Here is a 19,348-nt window from a genome sequence, read left to right on the forward strand (position 1 = left end):
CATTAAACCTTTCTGCAGGCCAAAAAAAACCCGCCATTTGGCGGGTTTTGAGGGTATTGTGGGCATTGCGGGCATTGCGGGCATTGCGGCCATTGCGGCCATTGCGGCCATTGGCTGCAGATAACCGCCGCTTATCAAATCGCCAGATCGGCCGGTTGTGGCTGGTGTTTGCCTGCCGGTGCGGCCTGCTTTTCAGCTTCCACCGCCTTGGCGGCGTGAGGGGCTACCGTGCCGGGATCGACATGGGGGTTTTCCAGCTGCAACACTCGGCTGGTGGCTTCAAGCTCATTCTCAGTGGCTTCAACGTTACCGTTAAGCTTTTGACCATAGGAAGGAATGATCGCCTTCAGTTTAGCCTGCCACTCGGGGGTCGCGTATTTATCCTTGAACACCGTTTCCATCAGTTGCAGCATGATCGGTGCCGCAGTAGACGCGCCCGGTGAAGCACCCAGCAGAGCGGCGATGGTGCCCTGCTTATCGATGACCATTTCAGTGCCCAGACGCAGCTCTCCGCTGACGGCGCCCTCTTTCTTGATGATCTGCACACGCTGGCCGGCAATCACCAGACGCCAGTCTTCTTTACGGGCCTCGGGGACATATTCTTTCAGCGCATTGAAGCGATCGTCATCGTTCAGCATCATCTGGCTTATCAGATACCTGACCAGACCAAAGTTTTCCACGCCCACATCGGTCATCGGCAGGATATTGGAGAACGTTACCGATCCGAACAGGTCCCACAGCGATCCCTGTTTGAGGAATTTGCTGGAAAAGGTGGCGAACGGCCCGAACAGCAGCACTTGCTTGCCGTCCAGCATGCGGGTGTCCAGATGCGGTACCGACATCGGCGGCGAGCCAACCGAGGCCTTGCCATAGACTTTCGCCAGATGGCGTTTGACGACCTGTTGATTGTCGGTCACCAGGAACTCACCGCCGACCGGGAAACCACCATAGCCTTTCGCTTCCGGAATACCGGATTTTTGCAGCAGGGTCAGTGACGCGCCGCCGGCACCGATAAATACGAAGCGGGCGTTGATGTTACGTTCTTTTTTACCGTTTTTCAGATCGGCAACCGTCACGTTCCAGCTACCGTCATCAGCGCGCTTCAGGTCACGAACCTCGGTATTCAGATCAAGACGGAAGGTGTCATGGCTTTTCAGCGAGTCCACCAATTGATGGGTAATTTCGCCAAAGTTCACATCAGTACCGATATGAATACGGGTAGCGGCCACCTTCTGCGCCGGATCGCGTCCTTCCATGATCAGCGGAACCCATTTTTTTATTTGTTCCGGATCTTCGGAGTAATCCATGCCGCGAAACAGGGTGCTCTGCTGCAGGGCCGCATGGCGTTTACGCAAGAAGTCGACGTTATCATCGCCCCAGACAAAGCTCATGTGCGGCACGCTATTGATAAAAGAATGCGGATTGCGCAGGACGTTATTTTCTACCTGATAGGACCAGAACTGACGAGAAATCTGGAAACTTTCGTTCACTTCTACCGCTTTGGAAATGTCGATGGAACCATCGTTTTTTTCCGGCGTATAGTTCATTTCCGCCAGCGCCGAGTGGCCGGTACCCGCATTGTTCCAGCCATTGGAACTCTCTTCGGCGACGCCGCTCTGACGTTCGACCATATTGATGGTCCACTCAGGTTCCAATTCTTGCAGATAGGTCCCAAGCGTGGCGCTCATGATTCCACCGCCTATCAATAGCACATCTACTGGCTTCTGTTCTTCAGCCACGGCAGGATTGGTCAGCACCAATGCGTTCAGACAAAGGGCGAGGACAACTAGCTTTTTCATTACATTACGTCTCTATGATGTCGTAAAACAAGGGCATTAATGACCCATTACATGTCAAAGATCGTCATGTTGCCGTAGGCAACTTGACGTTCCCACGGTGTAAATTCATCGGCGATTTTCAATCATTAATATAACATCATAATTATTAATTTTAAAAAAAATTTAACTTTATATATTATAAAAGTTATAATTGGTAACTCACGGGTATCATGGGGTTTACGCTGTTTTTGACGCCAAATGGCGTTTTTAACCGGAATATGCCTGATGATCAGGCGTTCGCCGTAGGAAAAAATACAACGATCCAGTGGCTGTGCTACGCTAGCCGATAGCGAGAATAAATATATTAGATGTCCATTGTGATACCGATCATAATTTTCATGTTATCTACAAACTTTCACTAATATATTTACCTGACTAATTTCTATGAAATTGTTATATTTTCTGTCTAATAACGCCTGTTCCAACTGTACCCACCGTTTATTACCACCGCGTTATCCCAGAGATTCAGCAACAAACTAGACGAACTACCTCATTGATTTTATAATACTTATTGCTAAAAATTCATTACGTCATACGGGCTATGCTTCTTTTTATCGTGATGCACATAGGTCTATATCGATTCAACAGAAAAAACGCATTCCTTTTCATTGATCCATATCAAGCCGATATTTATCCCTAATCGCATACTATAGAGACATGACAATTTTAATGTTAACGGCCGTCGTTCTGTTGAATAATTTGAAATATTCACCCTGTGGCCGTCGTGATAATGTTTAAAGCCAATTCTAATTTATTTAGTTTTTTTAATTTTTTTAATTACAAAACTGGATGCAATGTCTGAGATGCGCGGGAATAGTCGTTTGCCCCGATGGCAAACAGCAACCCCCTCGATAAGCAGGCATGCGTTAACCCTTTACCTGACCGGCCAGAAAGCACAGATATATAGCCGGCTCAGCGGACACTGGAGAAATGCAGTGCACACATTCAATGCTGATATTGCTATTATCGGCGCCGGGGGAGCCGGATTGCGCGCGGCCATCGCTGCGGCTGAAAAAAATCCCCTGCTGACGATAGCCCTGGTATCAAAAGTCTATCCGATGCGCAGCCACACCGTGGCGGCAGAAGGCGGTTCAGCGGCGGTCACCCAGTCCACCGATTCTTTTGATTCCCATTTCCATGACACCGTATCCGGCGGCGACTGGCTTTGCGAGCAGGACGTCGTTGATCATTTTGTCCGCCACTGTCCTGCAGAGATGACCCAACTGGAACTCTGGGGCTGTCCATGGAGTCGCAAGCCCGACGGCAGCATCAATGTCAGGCGCTTCGGCGGCATGAAAATCGAGCGAACCTGGTTCGCTGCCGACAAAACCGGTTTCCATATCCTGCATACGCTGTTTCAGACCTCGCTCAAGTATCCCAATATCAAACGCTTCGACGAGCACTTTGTACTGGATATCCTGGTCGACGAGGGTCAGGCCCGCGGACTGGTGGCGATGAATATGATGGAAGGCAGCCTGGTCCAGATCCGTGCCAAGGCGGTGATCATGGCCACCGGCGGTGCCGGTCGGGTCTATCGCTATAATACCAACGGCGGCATCGTCACCGGCGACGGCATGGGTATCGCCCTGAAGCACGGTATTCCACTGCGGGATATGGAGTTTGTTCAATACCACCCTACCGGCCTGCCCGGCTCCGGCATCCTGATTACCGAAGGCTGTCGCGGCGAAGGCGGCATCATGGTCAATAAGGACGGCTATCGCTACCTGCAGGATTACGGCATGGGCCCTGAAACGCCACTGGGCAAACCGGAAAACAAATATATGGAGCTGGGGCCGCGGGACAAACTGTCCCAGGCATTCTGGCATGAATGGCGCGCCGGTCGGACGGTGGCCACGCCGCGCGGCGACGTGGTGTATCTGGACCTGCGCCATTTGGGTGAAGAGAAATTGCTGGAACGGTTGCCGTTTATCTGTGAACTGGCCAAAGCCTATGTCGGTGTCGATCCGGTTAAACAGCCGATTCCGGTGCGCCCTACCGCCCATTACACCATGGGCGGGATTGAAACCGATGCCCGCTGTGAAACCCGCATCGCCGGGCTTTATGCGGTTGGCGAATGTTCTTCGGTCGGTCTGCACGGCGCCAACCGGCTGGGTTCAAACTCGTTGGCTGAACTGGTGGTGTTCGGCCGCCTGGCCGGTGAACAGGCAGCCGAGCGCGCGCAGGGGGCCAGCGCCGCCAGCAGCACCGTGGTGGACAGCCAGGCGCGGGATGTCGAAACGCGTCTGCACAGTCTGATGAATCAGGAGGGCACTGAAAAGTGGTCAACCCTGCGTGATGCCATGGGCCTGTCGATGGAGGAAGGCTGCGGCATCTACCGCACGCCGGAACTGATGCAGCAGACCATGGATACCTTGGCGGAACTGAAGGAACGCTTTAAGCGGGTAAAAATCACTGACCACGCCAGCGTATTCAATACTGATTTACTGTACGCCATCGAACTGGGCCATGGTCTGGAGGTGGCCGAGTGCATGGCCCATGCCGCGTTTCATCGCCGGGAGTCCCGCGGGGCCCACCAGCGGCTGGACGAGGGCTGTACCGCCCGTGACGATGTGAATTACCTGAAACATACCCTGACCTTTCGCGCCAGCGACGGCGGCGCCCCGCGTATCGACTATACGCCGGTGAATATCACTACCCTGCCGCCCGCCAAACGGGTCTATGGCGCCGAGTCCACCGCGCAGGATAACCACGCCCGGCAGCAAAAGCATGAGGAGTCGGCTAATGGCTGAGCAAACAACCCTGACAATTCAGGTCATGCGCTATAACCCAGAACAGGATCCGGCGCCGTACCTGCAAGATTTCCAGGTGCCCTGGGATGCCCAGACCTCGCTACTGGACGCGCTGGGCTATATCAAAGATAACCTGGCGCCGGACCTGAGCTATCGCTGGTCATGCCGCATGGCGATCTGCGGCTCCTGCGGCATGATGGTCAATGGCGTGCCGAAGCTGGCCTGCAAAACATTTTTGCGGGATTACACCGCGGGGATGCAGGTGGAAGCGCTGGGGCATTTCCCGATCGAACGCGATCTGGTGGTTGATATGACCCACTTTATCGAAAGCCTGATGGCAATCAAACCCTATATCATCGGCAACGATCGCCAGCCCGCCCAAGGCAATAACCGTCAGACCCCGGCCCAGATGGCCAAGTACCACCAGTTCTCGGGCTGCATCAACTGTGGGCTGTGCTATGCCGCCTGCCCGCAGTTCGGCCTCAATCCCGAGTTTATCGGACCGGCGGCGATTACGCTTGCCCAGCGTTACAATCTGGATAACCGCGATCGCGGCAAAAAGCAGCGTATGCCGCAGTTGAACGGCGAAAACGGCGTCTGGAGCTGTACTTTTGTCGGCTACTGCTCCGAAGTATGCCCCAAACATGTGGATCCGGCCGCCGCCATCCAGCTCGGTAAAATCGAGAGCAGCAAGGATTACCTGATAGCCATGCTGAAACCCCACTGAGCGGAGATCAATAACAATGACCACACAACGTAAACCTTATGTGCGCACTATGGATAGCCGCTGGTGGACCCGTCTGGGATTCTACCGTTTCTATATGCTGCGCGAGGGCACCGCCGTGCCGGCGGTGTGGTTCAGCCTGGAGCTGCTGTATGGTTTGTTTGCGCTCAAGCACGGACCTGAGAACTGGGCCGGATTTGTCGACTGGCTGGCAAACCCGCTGGTGCTGGCCCTGAACCTCATCGCCCTGGCGGCGGCGCTGCTGCACAGCAAAACCTGGTTCGACCTGGTGCCCAAAGCGGCGATTGTGGTAGTGAAGGACGAAAAACTGCCGCCGGCACCGATCATTACCGCCATGTGGGCGGTGTTTATCGTGGCGTCGGTGGGCATCCTGTCCATCGCCTTTTTTTATTAACGTAAGGGATAAAAATGATGAATAGCCAGCCTGAGCGTTCAAGCGAGCCGGTATTCTGGGGGCTGTTCGGTGCCGGCGGCATGTGGGGGGCGGTCTTTACGCCGGTGATGATTTTGCTGGTGGGGTTTTTACTGCCGCTGGGCGCCTTTCCCGGCGATGCACTGAGCTATGAGCGGGTGCTGGCCTTTGGTCAGAGCCTGCCCGGGCGACTGTTCCTGCTGTTGATGATCAGTCTGCCGCTGTGGTGCGGACTGCACCGCATCTATCACTGCATGCATGACCTGAAAGTGCATGTGCCCGCCGGCAACTGGGTATGTTACGGCCTGGCGGCCATCCTGAGCCTGGTTACGCTGGTCGGCATCGTCACCCTGTAACAACTGCCTTTTCCTCCGGCCCGGTCTACTGTCCCGGGCCGGGGAGCATTGCCGTTTTTTCAGTGATAGCGGCGATGATGTTGCATCCGGGCGTAGCCGACGCTGCCGCTACGCCACGGGAGGAAAAATCGATGAAACTGAAAACCGCCTATGGCCTTAACTGGCTGCCATTGGTATTAATCACCGCTATCGCTACCGTCCTGTGGCAGTTGACCCCGCCGACCGGCCTGACCCAGCCGGCCTGGCATACCGCCGTGCTGTTTGTCGCCACCATCGTGGCCATCGTCGCCAATGTGCTGCCGATTGGCGCTATCGGTATCATCAGTATCACCCTGTTCGCCCTGACCTATGCCGCCGGCGATAAAACCGCCGCCGGGGCCATTGCCACCGCGCTTGGCGATCTGAACAGTTCCCTTATCTGGCTGATTGTAGTGGCGTTCCTTATCGCACGCGGCTTTATCAAGACCGGCCTGGGCCGACGGGTTTCGCTTATCATGATCCGGCTGCTGGGCAAGCGTACGCTGGGCCTGGCCTACGGCCTGGCGTTTGCCGATCTGCTGCTGTCGCCGGCAATGCCCAGCAATACCGCCCGCTGCGGCGGGGTCATCTATCCGATTGCCGATTCTCTGGCGCGCAGCTTTGGCTCTAAACCCGACGACGCCTCGCGCAGCAAGATAGGCACCTTCCTGATTGTCTGTATCGGCAACGTGAACGACATTACCGCCGCCCTGTTCATGACCGCTTACACCGGCAACCTGCTGGCGGTTAAATTGGCGGCCAATGCCGGCGTGACCATTACCTGGTTCGGCTGGTTTCTGGCGGCGCTGCTGCCCTGCCTGGTGTCGCTGGTGGTGGTGCCGCCCTGCATATACTGGCTGGTGCGCCCTGAGATAAAAAAAACCCCCGATGCGCCCCGATTTGCCGCGGCAGAGCTGGCCAAAATCGGCCCGATGAGCAAGTCCGAGTGGCTGATGTTTGCCACGGTGCTGCTGTTGCTGGTGCTGTGGATCTTCGGCGGCAGCCTGGGGGTTGATCCGACCACCGCGTCGTTTGTCGGCCTGTCGTTCCTGCTGCTGACCGGGGTGCTGAGCTGGGATGATGTGAAGAGTGAAAAAGGCGCCTGGGATACGCTTATCTGGTTCGCTGCGCTGTTGATGATGGCCAATCAGCTGAAAAACCTGGGCTTTACCACCTGGTTCGGTACGCTTATCGGCGATAATATCGGCCATCTGATGCAGGGCACCAGTTGGGTCTGGGTTCTGCTGTTGTTGAATGCCGCCTATTTCTATACCCACTACTTCTTTGCCAGCGGCAATGCCCAGATTGCCGCCCTGTATGCGGTGTTCCTGACGGTCGGCGTAAACCTGGGCATTCCGGCCATGCCGATGGCCTTTATGCTGGCGTTTACCAGCAGCCTCTACTGCTCGCTGACCCAATATACGCACGCCCGCGGACCGATACTGTTCGGCGCCGGCTATGTGCCGACCGGCGTCTGGTGGCGCACCGGCTTTGTCGTCAGCCTGATTAACCAGGCGATTTTCCTCGGGGTTGGCCTGGTGTGGTGGCGGCTGCTGGGGCTTTACTGAGGCCGGACGCCCTCAGACAGCGGTCAAACACCGCCCGCCCAGCGGTTACCCCGCACGGCGAGCGGTGTGCTATTCAGCCTTGCCCTGCTGACGCAGATGACGCACCAGTACACGCCCTTCAGGGATGAACTCGGTGCCAAAACGTACCAGCCCGACCTCTTTAAGCTCTGCCTCAAGGGTATAGCGTAAATGGCCAGGGGCGATTTCGGGCAATAGCGTCAGGGTCACTTGCTTAATGCGCGGTTCGTACTTAAGCAGGGTGGCCCGCATAGTGGCCATCAGCAGATGCGAAGTGGCCGGCAGGCCCTGCAAAATCTGGTTCATGTCCGGCAGGCCGTAGTCCGGCAGGTGGGCCAGCGAGCCGGCGCGGCTGTTCAGGATACGCTGCATATTATCCAGCACCGAGATTACCACCTGCTGGCGTTCACTGACCTGATGCAGGTCCAGCTCGCCGGTAAAATTGAATGTCAGCATTTCATACAGCGACGGATTCATCAGCGACTCAGTCCTCTGCCAGCAGTTTAAGGCCGGTGCTTTCCAGTTGCAGGGTGCGCGCTTTATCCGGGTCCAGATCTTCTCGCTCAATCACCACCCGCCAGCTGTTGCCCTGGATATCCGGCGAACGAAACAGCCCGACCACCGCAACATAGCTGGCATCGGCTTCCAGCGGCATATCCAGCGAAGCGGAACCGCCAGGCATCACCGTCACATCCCGCTGGGCCACCAGATCATGTTGCAACACCTCGGCGGCATGGGTCAGCAGGGTCTGATAATCGGCCTTATCAAACGCCGCCCGATCTTTAAGTTGATAGACCCGCACCAGGGTCGCCAGCGGCGCATTACTGTCGTCGGTATTGACCGTACTGCGGGTGGTGAAGTCCAGGTGCAGGGTTTTTATCGTTTTGTAGAACAGTGACTTTGTCATCGACACCGTGCCGTCCGACACGCTCTGCGTCAGTCCGCAGCCGCTCAGCAATGACACCAGTAACAGCGGTGCCGCCGTTTTACCCAGAGTGGATTTAGAAATGATAACCGCCATCAATGGCCTCGCGTTTGGATGGATTGGGCTTAAGGCCCCGATAAATACCCAGAGTGACCGAGATGTCCTCCGGGCATGCCGAATGAGCGTTCCCGGCGCCGGGGCCGAGAATACCGTTGCGTCCAAGCTGCACCTGACGACCGAGCCGCGCCGCCGGTAGCAAGTGCCGGGGCAGGCGCAACTGCAGCCGGGCAGTACAGCGCCAGCCCAGGTAGACCCTGAGCAGCACCAGCAGATCGCTATGCAACTGGCCGTTTTCCATCCATGACATTGCCTCGTCATGGCTGTCGGTATAGAGAATAAGCAGCAGCTGGCTGTTGGCATCGCTGGCGCTCCGGCCCAGCACCTGGCGCTGGGACAGGCTGACCGGGTTGCCTTTGCCGAGCCTGGCCGGGGCGGCCACCGCCACCCGTTGGGGATAGTGGGCGCGTACCTCTGCCCGGGTAGCCGGCGCCAGCAGCTTGACCAGCGCCGTTACCCCTTCGGCGGTGCGCGTCGGCAAGCGCATGGTGCTGAGCAGCGCCAGGAAACGTGAAACCGGAGTGGAAATTTGTCTGGCCGCGCCCGGCACCCCCAGGCCGATAAGCCCCAGCAGGCACTGGGAGGTGTTGTCGGTGCCGCCGGCGGCAAACGAGGCCGGATAAGAGTATTTGCGCCAGATGCGGTAAAACTGGGTCATGACCCGGTGGTTGAAGATATCCAGAAACTGCTCCACCGCTTCATGGCCCTCCCGGCGCTGGGCAATATCATCCAGATAGCCGGTCGGCAGCGGCGAGTCTACCCCGTACAGGCCAAGGAAGGTGGTGCGCACCGTCGGCGGCAGGGCCGGGTTGACCGCATCCCACTCTACCCCTTTGATTTCACTGGCCGGGAATCCCATCCCCGGATGAGGGCGGAAACGCACCGGATCGTCCTCGGGCGACAAGGTAGTACCAAGACCAGGTCGGTCAGGGCTGACATCCTCCAGCAACTGGCAGAAACGGTAAAAATTGGCCTGGGACAGCCGGGGCGCCAGGGTGTTAATCAGCCGGGTATGCGCTGACTGTGATTCTCTTTCCATCGCAGGCATTTCCCCGTTGGTTGTAAAATAAGCGTCAGTTGCGTGAACAGATGAATATCGGCATACAGAGCGAAGAAGCGGTTCAGTAGCTCACCAAACAGGCAGATATCCCCTTCCCCGCTGAAACCGTCGCTGGCCAGGGTCACTTCGATATCGACGCCGCGCAGCATAAATCCCCGTTCGAAGCGCTGCACCAGATGATGCTTAACCTCGACGATCGCCTCCAGCCGGCGCCGGTTCATCTCGCTGTCGGTCCAGTCGTAGAGCGCCAGGGTACCGCGCAGCACTTCGGCGTTATCCATCATGCTGAGAAAATTCGAGCCCAGATGGCTCAGTACCCGCCAATGGAACCGGTCTTCAGCCGGCGGATAGCAAGGCAGAGTCGGCGCGCACAGATTCTGCACCCGCAGCGGCACTTGGGCGGTTTGCGGGGCGCTGTCAAGCAAGGTGCTGCGCAACGCCTTGCGCGGCAACTGGCCATTGGTGCCGGTCATGCGCAGCGACAGGGTTTCGTCAGGAAACTGCTTATCGGCTTCAAACGCGTCGCCGCCGAGAATCAGCCAGGTATCGTGCAAACCGGAGGGCCCGCGCTTCACCCGGGTGTGGTAATAGCGTTCCGGCGCGCTGTGCCTGAGCATGCCGCCCCGGTGGCGAAAACTGGTAAAGGGAACATACTCCTGCTCCCTGACCCGTTTGGAGGAGCGAACAGCATCCACCGAATAAATTTCAGTGTGCCCGTCCTGCACCCGTAACGGCCTGAGCAGGTATTCATTTTCCAGGCCAGAAATGGTCAGCGGATCCGCATCCAGGCTGAACAGGTTAATCACCGGCACGCAATGCAGCCGGATATGGCTGTGGCTGAACGGCAGTTCATGGGGCCATACCTCGCTCAAGACCACATCCAGCTCAAACCACGGCAGGTTGTCCGGCAAGGCAACCTGCTCCAGTCCGTTCAGTTCAATAAACATGAACTTCTCACGGAAGGTGAAATACTCCAGCAGCAGTTGATAGCCGCTGAATGCGGCATCCCCTTTCGGCCACAGCACATCCTGCTCGCCAAAACCCTGCGGCGAGAAATAGCCGTCCAGCAAACGCCGCTCGCCCTGCATGCCGGGATGACGCAGGTAAATCGTCTGCGCTTGCCGGGTAAAGGCCAGATGCAGCGCCGAGCTGACCGGGCCGTCGGCGTTCAGGTACAGCGGCAGGCGGCTCAAATCTTCCCGCCGCCAATCGGCCAGCGGGCTCAGTTCAAAGCGCAGGCGGATAATCGACCGGCCATCGGCTTCACTGTGCAGACTCGCCTGGGAGAGGTTCAGCGGACGCAGGGTCATCGGCCGGGTGGTGCGGTAGCGGCAGCGGGTGCCCCGGGAACCGACCGGCCGGGAGACCACCTCGAACCCTTCGGCCACCACATCGCTGACTTTCATGTCCCGAAATTCAGGGTTCAGCTCCACCACCGACAGCGACGGAATGGTGCGCAGATAATGGGGCCACAGCAGACTGACCAGGCCTTCGGTAAGCTCAGGCAAATCATCGTCCAGCTTTTCCCGCAGCCGGCCCATCATAAAAGCAAAGCCTTCGAACAGGCGTTCAACATAAGGGTCCCGGTCGCCGACTTTATCCAGGTTCAGCATTGCCGCCCGGTCTGGATGTGCCTGGGCGAATTCTTTTGCCGCTTCTTTGAGATAGCGCATTTCCGCCTCAAAATAGCGAAGGGTCAAATCATCCATGCGGTCCTCAGCAAAGGGTCTACAGATTCAGTTAAAGGAGGGGTAAAGCTTCAGCTAAACAGATTGTCATCTTAAAAAAAGAAATAGAATCATCAGGTAATGGGAAATAACATCTCAAACCATAGGAAATTTTTATTCACGAACAAGGAAATTAATAACCGCAAATTGGGAACTCAGATACAGATGAAGGGAGTATCCGTTTCAGGAGCACAGCGACGAGGCCTTGACCGGATCAATGGCCACCAGACCCGCGGTCAGTTCATCGATATGTCGGGCCAGCAGGGCTTTGTCGCCCTCGCTGCGCTGCATTTTAAGCCGCAGTATTTTCAGCAGCCTGGCCCGCACTTCAAACATAAGTTCCGGTTCCCAGTGCTGCAGCGCCAGGGGAACTGACGGCGCATTAAGCTCCTGCAGCAGGTGCAAGGCCAGGTCGCTTTTGCCGCCCTGCTCGGCCACCCGGGCCATCAGCAGCCGCTGGAGCCAGCGGCTGCGGGCGGTAGTGATATCGGGCAGTTGGCTAATCCAGGCCATGGCGCTGTCCACCCCGCTGCTGGCGGCAATCGCCAAGGCTTCGCTTTCCATGACCAGCACGTCGTTGGCCTCGACGGTAGCCGACGCCTGTACATCCGGCTGCGCTTCCGCCTGGTTGCCGCGCACATGCAGTTCAATCCACTGGCGGGTGGTTTCATCGGCGAACGGCGTACCGTCGTTATAGCACTGCAGCGAGAGCTCCGGCAGGCGTTCCAGGAACATGCCCACATCACGCTTGATAATATCGGCCCACAGCTCTTGAGGATGGCCGGCTTTGCTTAACGCCTGGCAGGCATACCACTGCAGATCAAGCCAGAAATGGTTCACCCCTTCGGCGAACATCCGCTCCACCTGCTCCAAGAGCTCGGTCCAGCGCTGCTGCAAATGCAGCCGCTTCAGCTGGGCGCGCAGCTCGCTGCGCGGCGGCACCAGCCGGGTACGCCCGGCCGCATCCTGCGACGGCAGCTGATGCAGGGTATCCCAGCGCAGGCTGCGCATCAGCCGGGCGCTGGCCAGCCAGCCTTGCGGCTCGTCGCGCAGATAGCGAGACAGCTCCCGCGCCTGGTCCAGCAAGTCACGGTCGGACTGGATGCGCTGGGCCGGCGGCAGCGCCGCATGCCCTTGGGCGGCAGCGGGTGTCGTGGCAGCGGTGGGCGCTGCCGCCGGCGCCGGCGTTACCGCCGCTCGGCCGCCCGACTGCGACAGACGCGCCTGCAGCGCCCCGGTCAGCCCCTGCAGATTCGGCCGTTTGGCGACGTCCCAGTCGGCAAATAGCGACTCCAGCAGCGCCAGGGCGCCGACGCTGTGCTCAAATGCCGGCAGCGACACCTCCGGATACCGATAGAGGCTGTCCAGCACTTTGCCGCCGCACAGCCATTCGAGCGCCAGCCGGCGGCTGTTTTTACGATCCGGCAGCAGCGATTCGCCAAACCGCTGCACCAGCCCGGCCAACAGCAGCAACCCCTCCGCCAGCCCGTTTTCGCCATCCCGGTGCAGCCGGGCCCACAGGTAATAAGTGGCGACCCGCACATCTTTACAGCGGCTGGTCAGCAGTTTTTCCGCCAGGGCGCATACCAGGTCGGTATCACTGCCGGTAAGCTTATTGACCTCCTCGCGCATGCGCTGGAAATCATCGTCATAAGCCGGGTCTTCACCTACCGGCGCATCGGCGCTTATCGGTTGCAGCCAGCTGTCGAACCGGCCAAGCCATTGCCGGGTTTCGGTCAGGACGTCGCGGTGAGAAAAACAGCCGGCAATCAATTGCTGCAGCATCGGTTCAGGTACTCCTAAAAACGCCGGTAATCATTGTCACTGGCCACTGGCGCATTATTCAAGAAAAATGGTATCCGGCAGGCGGAATCCTTTTAGCTCCAGCAGCGCCAGCGGTCCCTTGCCCAGTTCGGTACGCAGGATGTAATTGAGCGGCAGGCCGTCCTGGGCGCGCCATACCAGTTGGTAACGACTGGAGTCAATCGGCGTTACCTGCGCTTTATCCAGCAGACGAATCAGCCCCCAGCTGCCCTGGAAGTTGGCATATTCCCGGCTACCGGCAGTGGTACTGGCCCAGGTCAGCATAACGCCGGGTTTGAAACTGTTCCCCGGCCAGTTAATTGCCTGCCAGCTCTCCATCTGGTTGAAGTATTTGATTTCCTGGCCATCAATCATCAGGTTGGTCTGGACCACATCCCGCGCCGGACGGGCCATCAGTTCGAACTGCATCCCGGCATCGCCGTCAGCGAACACCATGTCCGCCAGTTGGCTCAGCTGATTGATGCTGCGGATAAATTCAGGGTTGATGGGCATTCCCTGGGTATTCATCGCATCCGGCACCCATTGGTTGCCTTCTTTATGCAACACGCCGGAAAGACGGGTGCTGAGGAAGCGCGAGATGCGGCCGCTGTCGCTGCGCAGATATTGCGCCAGCAGCGGTAATGAGGCATCGCTTGAGGTTTGCCTGAACGGGTAGCGGCCGTCAAACGCCAGGTTCCATTCATCAACGATGGCGTGCTGCCACTGGGCATTGAGGCTGGACGCGGTCGGGGTCAGCACTTGGTGCCAGGCCTGCTCTACCGGCTGGACAAACAACGCCTCGCCGAAATTGCTCCACTCCTGGCCCAGGCTTGCCGCCAGCAGGCTGCCGTAATCACGGGTATCGGTCAGATCGACGGTTTTGCCCTGGAATACCGTCTGCGCCAGCGCCTGGGCCATGGCTTTCGGATCGGGCGCATTAGTGATTTGCTGCATTTTCAGGCGTATGCGGGTCATCCGGGTCAGGTAGGTCTGCAGATTAAGGGCGTTATTGCCCTGCCCGCCGGCCTGAGGATCCATCAGCGCCAGCAGCGGACCAAACGTACTGTCCAGCGGTCCTGGCTGCCGCTCGGTCGATGCTCTTTCATTGATGTCACTGCCGCCGAACAGTCCGCGGGTGCGGCGCTCGACGCTACCGGAGATATCCAGGTCATTCTGGCCGGCCCTGGCCTGGCGGGCCACTGATTTCATCAGGGCGGTAAGCGGCGATTGCCTGACATCGGCCATCAGGGTCAGTTGGTCGATAGAGTCGGACAGCGAACCGGCCGGCTGCCACTGGATGCTGTTGAGGAATTCCAGCCAGACGCTGGCAAAATCACTGAAATAGCGCTCGCGCAGGCGGGCCTTGAGGTCATCAGACGTCAGCTCCTGCTGGCGAGCCTGGTTATCGCTCAGCACCCAATCCGCCTCGGCGCCGCGCTGATTGACCATCTCATCGATGGTGCCACGGATTTTTTGCTGCCAGGCCTCAAGGGTAAACATGCCCGGCACCGTGCTGTCGGTGGTGAATAACAGCGAGGCATCGGTTGCGCCGGTCAACTGATCGAGGGTCATTTCCGGGAAGCTATTGACCACCCGCGCCAGCAGTTTCTGATAGAGATCGATTTCCAGATCTTGCCGGGCCGATTGGCGCAACAGCACGCTACGGGCCTGATTAATCAGGCTGGCGTCAGGCTGGATACGCCAGTCGGCATGGGCCGGCAGGTTGCCGGCGTAAAAGGCCAACAGCGCCGGGGCGGTGGCCTGCCAGACGCCGTCAGGCACCCCTTCACGGTGCGGCCAGACCCGCGCCAGGCTTTGCGCCAGGAAAGCCGGCTCGACTTTTTCCGCCCTGGCCATCATCAAATAGGCTTTCAAGTGATTATACAGCTGGCGGGCATGCTGTTTGGCGGCGGCATCGGTGCTTGTCGAGGCGCTCAGTTGCCGGATGGCCTGCTGCAGTTGGCCGGCGGCGGCGTCCCGCATCAGTTGCTGATTAAGGCGGCCATAACGCGGCCACAGCGCCGCCAATTGCTGTTCAGTGGTATCCAGGCCAAACCGAACATGCCAGGGTGTGCTTGCGGCGGCATTGTGCTGCAAACGGCCGATTTCCAGCTGCAGTGCCTGCTGCTGCTGCAGTCGGTCAGCCAAAGGCGTTGCCCGATTGCCGGCGGCGTCCGCCAGACGGCGGTTTTCGTTTATCTGGCTACGGTTATTGAGGAAGGACAGTACCGAACCGGTGCCCCACAGTACCGCCAGCCCAATCACGCCCCATTGGGCTACGCGGTGCCAGCGTACGCCCAACCGCCGGGCCGGCAGGGTGCCGGCATCATTGATGATGCCCTGCCAGCCGGCATCCGGCAGCCAGCCATGGGGCGTCACGCCGTCACGGGCAGCCAGCGGCAGACTGAACATCATCCCGGCCAGACATACCGATTGCGGACCGGCGATAAGCGGCGCCAGCGCGATGCGGATTCTGTCGATACCGCCGGTTGACCACGACTGCGCCAGGCGCAGCAGATAATCGTGGCGTTCATTATTCATCACCTGGGCCATTCCCTGTCGGGTCAGGCCGGGAGTGAGCCCGGCCAGCGCGCCGGCGACTCGCTCCGGCGTACAGTTGACCGGCAACAGACAGCCCACGGTTTGGCTGGGGCTATCCTGCTGGTTCCATTGACTGTGCCCGACCTCCCACAGGTAAAGCGGCACCTGCCATCCCAGCGCCCGAAAGCCGATATGCAACCGACGCGCCATGGCATCGGCGCGGGCGGTGGTGGTTTCCCCGGTGGTCCAGATCACGGCATCCAGCGGACGGCGGCGCAGACGGCGCAGGCCGCTTAAGTTATCTATCCCACCCTGGGAGAAGATATCGCCGGCCCACAGCAGCACCGTACCCTCGCTTTCAAGCCATTGCTGGTGCGTAAGGCCAGGCGCGACCTGCTCGACGGTGGCCACATCCCCCAGCAGCAGCAGCAGCCGAGTCCGGGAGCGCCATCTGCGGCCATAGCGATAGCGAAGATGCTCGGTAAGCGAAAGCCAGCACCGGGTGTTATCCGCCGTTACAGCGGCCGGTTTAGCGCCGCCATGGCCGAAACGACGGAAAAAATCCAGCGAGGCCAGCTTGGCCAGCCCGAAGGTATTCATGCCGTCAGCCACGATAAGAAACAGACAGGCCACCACCAGGCCGAGCGTGGCTTTCATTTTTACCGTCTCGTTCGGCAACACCCAGAACGGGTTCTTCAGCCAGATCAGCGCATTACCTATCGCCAATAGGCAAAGGATAATAATCCAGGTACTTAAGCGTCTTTTATTCATTGTTTATCCTGCGGTAACTCTGGAATAGCCCGCACCAGGCAGCCCTGTAGGCTAAGGTCGGTGAGCAAAATCAACTGCGCCAGTGAAGAAGAGCGTAAATGCTCGACCGCGCAAGCGAGGGTAAGGTTGCCGGTGCCATTAGCCAGCAGCCCCAGCGAGCTGTCCAGCCGATGCTGGCGGGCGGCGACGTCAAAACCCCGGGCATCCAGGGCCGAAATGGCCTCGACATAGGGGGGTTGTTCACAGCGGGTCTGCCATAAAAACAGCGGCTCGGGCCCTGTCGCCGCTGAACAGACCAGCAGCTCATCCACCTGCGCGGCCACACTGGACAACGCGACCGGCCGGTGCACCAGGGCCAGCGGCGTGACAGCATGCCGGCGGCACCAGCTGCTTTTGGCGAGCAACACCGCCGAAACCGATTCGGCGATATCGGCAACCGGCAGTTGATTAAGCTGGATTTCAATAGACAGGACGAGCGGATTAGCGGCGTCGTTATCCAGCCAGTCATCCAACCACAGCAGCCCATCGGCCTGGTTATCCAGGCTGACTTCGCCAAAGGGCAACTGCTGCTCGGCCAGCCATGCGCACAGCCGTTCCAGCAGCGCATCGTCAGACAGCGTCTGATCATGCCTTACCCGCAGTGCGCATGGCTGAATCAGATATTCATGGTCCAGCGCCGACAGCACCTGTTGCAGGTGCAGACTAAGCCGGGAGACATACTCCTCTTGGGTTTGCTTGACCGGTGGCGGCGCAAGCTGGCTGAAATGGGCGACCCGTTCATCAGTCGGGAAATAGACCGGCTGCAGACCGACCGCCCCCTGCAGCAAGGCATCGGCCAGTTTATTGTTGGCGACGGCGGTATGGTAAGACAGGCTCAGTACCCCCAGCGTGCGCTGTCCCTGGGCGATAAGTTTGGCTTCGGTGTCCTGCCGGGTTTCATTCCATTGCAGGACATATTCCCGTCGGTTCTCATAGATCCAAAGCCGGATGCCGTAGAAAACCAGCCCTATCAGCAGCGGAAAAACCACCGTCAGCAGCAGAAACCAGGCCTCGCCAACCGCCTGCCTGAGCGGGAACCATCGCCCCAGGCCAAACAACACCAGCAGCAGGACAGCCGATAAACCTAGCCAGCGGCTTTTCAGCGGCCTTGCCGGCTCCGCCAAGGGCTCCGGCAGGGAAGAAAAATGTACCGGCATGATTCAGTTTTTTCCCGCTATCGGCAATGATGAGATAAGCGTACAGCCACAGCCACAGCGATGGCCATGCAGCGCTATCGCCTTGCCGTTGATATTGGCGCTACTGTCGCCCTCGATAATGGTGGTTTTTTTATGCTTCGGGCACGACACGCTGTCGCCGACGCAGGCGACGGGAATACCGCCGAATACCACGCCCGATGAGCCGGTTAACACCGTGCCGCCATGAGTGGTTTTGTCACCTATTCGTATGATTCCCTGCATTGATAGCTCCGCAAAAATAGGGGGAGAGGCATGAAGGCCATTCCCGGTAGTCACTGTGATAGCGGGGAAAATCCCCTTAAGATAGGATGTTGATTACTGCGTATTCACCACGCAGCGAAAGGTTTTATCCGTCGGCGCATGTCCATCACCTTCCGGTGGGCTGAAGCTGCGATCGATAGTTAAGCCTCTACCAGGGCCGCTTAAATCCTGGCCTCTCAGGACCCTGACCGTTTTACCGTCGTGGTTTTTAAACGTCGGGGCAGCTGGCCCCTGGGGATCGTTAAGTGGCGAGCGCTGGTAATACGCTGGATCATACCAGTCCTTGACCCATTCAAAGCCGTTGCCGGCCATATCATAAATGCCCAGTGGATTCGGCGGAAAAGCATCCCCCGGTAAGGCAGAGAAAGAGTCTAGGCCGTTATTCATTTTTTCAGAATAGGCGCTGCGATCGGCCTCGCCCGCCACATTGATCCCTTCGGTACCATAGCTGTCTTTAAAGCGTAGCGTGCCGTCATCGGTCGGCACAATATTAAACTGGCCTTTGCTGCGGGCCGCATACTCCCATTGGGCTTCGGTTGGCAAAGCCACCTTGTCACCGGTCATTTTGGCCATCCAGGCGCAATATTTTTCGGCCTCAGGCCAAAGGGCATGGGCGGGGGTGTTGGGCATCTTGTTATTGGCATCCCAATACCGTTTCAACACTATTCCAGAGTACTCAGGCAACGGCAGTTGGTTTTGTTTCAGGTAAAACTGATACTGCTCATTATCAATCTTGAACCGGGTTATCTTGAAGGGACTGAGCTGGACGCGGTGCAGCGGCTTGCTGTCGGCATCGCTTTCATAGGACAGCTTTTCCTTGCCATGCTCACGGCCGAAATCGCCCATTAAAAATTCACCGCCCTCTACGCTCACCAGGGAAGCGTTGAATTTTTCTATCTGTTTTTTTACCTCTGGGTTGCTGTCATTTTGCTGTACTGAGCTGGCCTCATCACACCCGGCGAGTAATCCCAGCGCAAGTGCCAAGGCGGTACGGTTGGGATGAAATGTCATTTTTTTCCTTAACTCACACATACCTGGATCTGACTTTGATGCAGCATCATTGCCGTTACTGATAGACAGCCATGCCAAAAATCCTGAGTCTGGCTCAAATCAGTGGCGCGCTGGTCACTTCGGTTTCAGATCACGATTTATAGACATGTCCGTTTCTTTCAAATAACGGGATCATCACGCCAATGGCCAATG

At 58.1% G+C, this 19,348-nt stretch carries 15 protein-coding genes; 5 read left to right on the plus strand and 10 right to left on the minus strand.

Annotated elements, in window-relative coordinates; genetic code table 11:
* Positions 1-134 precede the first annotated feature (134 nt).
* Positions 135-1,799: a malate dehydrogenase (quinone) gene (gene mqo, locus EDC52_RS02380; protein ID WP_131863670.1), complete on the minus strand. Its 1,665-nt coding sequence runs from the start codon at positions 1,797-1,799 to the stop codon at positions 135-137.
* 974 nt (positions 1,800-2,773) lie between these two features.
* Here mqo and frdA point away from each other — a divergent pair.
* The 5 genes from frdA (at position 2,774) to EDC52_RS02405 (ending at position 7,687) form a co-directional block, all read left to right on the plus strand.
* A complete protein-coding gene (gene frdA / locus EDC52_RS02385) occupies positions 2,774-4,588 on the plus strand; it encodes a fumarate reductase (quinol) flavoprotein subunit (protein ID WP_131863671.1) in 1,815 nt (604 codons plus the stop codon).
* Positions 4,581-5,315, plus strand: a complete 735-nt coding sequence (locus EDC52_RS02390; protein ID WP_131863672.1) for a succinate dehydrogenase/fumarate reductase iron-sulfur subunit — start codon at positions 4,581-4,583, stop codon at positions 5,313-5,315. Before frdA ends, EDC52_RS02390 begins: the two co-directional genes overlap by 8 nt.
* A gap of 16 nt (positions 5,316-5,331) precedes the next feature.
* A complete protein-coding gene (frdC, locus tag EDC52_RS02395; protein ID WP_131863673.1) occupies positions 5,332-5,727 on the plus strand; it encodes a fumarate reductase subunit FrdC in 396 nt (131 codons plus the stop codon).
* Between the two features lie 14 nt (positions 5,728-5,741).
* Positions 5,742-6,101: a fumarate reductase subunit FrdD gene (frdD, locus tag EDC52_RS02400; RefSeq protein WP_131863674.1), complete on the plus strand. Its 360-nt coding sequence runs from the start codon at positions 5,742-5,744 to the stop codon at positions 6,099-6,101.
* Between the two features lie 131 nt (positions 6,102-6,232).
* Positions 6,233-7,687, plus strand: a complete 1,455-nt coding sequence (locus EDC52_RS02405; protein ID WP_131863675.1) for a DASS family sodium-coupled anion symporter — start codon at positions 6,233-6,235, stop codon at positions 7,685-7,687.
* Between the two features lie 69 nt (positions 7,688-7,756).
* Here the strand turns inward: EDC52_RS02405 and tssE are convergent, their stop codons facing one another.
* From tssE to EDC52_RS02450, 9 genes are all read right to left on the minus strand, one after another.
* Positions 7,757-8,182 (minus strand): type VI secretion system baseplate subunit TssE, encoded by a 426-nt coding sequence (gene tssE, locus EDC52_RS02410; protein WP_131863676.1) that lies wholly within the window; start codon positions 8,180-8,182, stop codon positions 7,757-7,759.
* Between the two features lie 7 nt (positions 8,183-8,189).
* Positions 8,190-8,726 carry a type VI secretion system lipoprotein TssJ gene (gene tssJ / locus EDC52_RS02415; RefSeq protein ID WP_131863677.1) on the minus strand — a complete coding sequence of 179 codons (537 nt, stop codon included), beginning with the start codon at positions 8,724-8,726 and terminating at the stop codon, positions 8,190-8,192.
* On the minus strand, positions 8,707-9,786 hold the full coding sequence (gene tssG, locus EDC52_RS02420) for a type VI secretion system baseplate subunit TssG (RefSeq protein ID WP_131863678.1): 1,080 nt from the start codon (positions 9,784-9,786) through the stop codon (positions 8,707-8,709). The genes tssJ and tssG overlap by 20 nt, the downstream gene beginning before the upstream one ends.
* Positions 9,750-11,516: a type VI secretion system baseplate subunit TssF gene (tssF, locus tag EDC52_RS02425; protein WP_131863679.1), complete on the minus strand. Its 1,767-nt coding sequence runs from the start codon at positions 11,514-11,516 to the stop codon at positions 9,750-9,752. The genes tssG and tssF overlap by 37 nt, the downstream gene beginning before the upstream one ends.
* 201 nt (positions 11,517-11,717) lie before the next feature.
* Positions 11,718-13,319 (minus strand): type VI secretion system protein TssA, encoded by a 1,602-nt coding sequence (gene tssA, locus EDC52_RS02430; protein WP_131863680.1) that lies wholly within the window; start codon positions 13,317-13,319, stop codon positions 11,718-11,720.
* Positions 13,320-13,373: 54 nt separating this feature from the next.
* Positions 13,374-16,649 carry an ImcF-related family protein gene (locus EDC52_RS02435; protein WP_131863681.1) on the minus strand — a complete coding sequence of 1,092 codons (3,276 nt, stop codon included), beginning with the start codon at positions 16,647-16,649 and terminating at the stop codon, positions 13,374-13,376.
* Entirely contained in the window at positions 16,646-17,845 is a 1,200-nt protein-coding gene (locus EDC52_RS02440; RefSeq protein WP_131863682.1) for a hypothetical protein, read from the minus strand. Before EDC52_RS02440 ends, EDC52_RS02435 begins: the two co-directional genes overlap by 4 nt.
* Before the next feature lie 3 nt (positions 17,846-17,848).
* A complete protein-coding gene (locus EDC52_RS02445) occupies positions 17,849-18,106 on the minus strand; it encodes a PAAR domain-containing protein (RefSeq protein ID WP_131863683.1) in 258 nt (85 codons plus the stop codon).
* A gap of 93 nt (positions 18,107-18,199) precedes the next feature.
* Positions 18,200-19,156, minus strand: a complete 957-nt coding sequence (locus EDC52_RS02450; protein ID WP_131863684.1) for a formylglycine-generating enzyme family protein — start codon at positions 19,154-19,156, stop codon at positions 18,200-18,202.
* Positions 19,157-19,348: the final 192 nt, after the last annotated feature.

This window comes from Biostraticola tofi, assembly GCF_004343195.1.
In the GTDB taxonomy this organism is placed as follows: domain Bacteria; phylum Pseudomonadota; class Gammaproteobacteria; order Enterobacterales; family Enterobacteriaceae; genus Biostraticola; species Biostraticola tofi.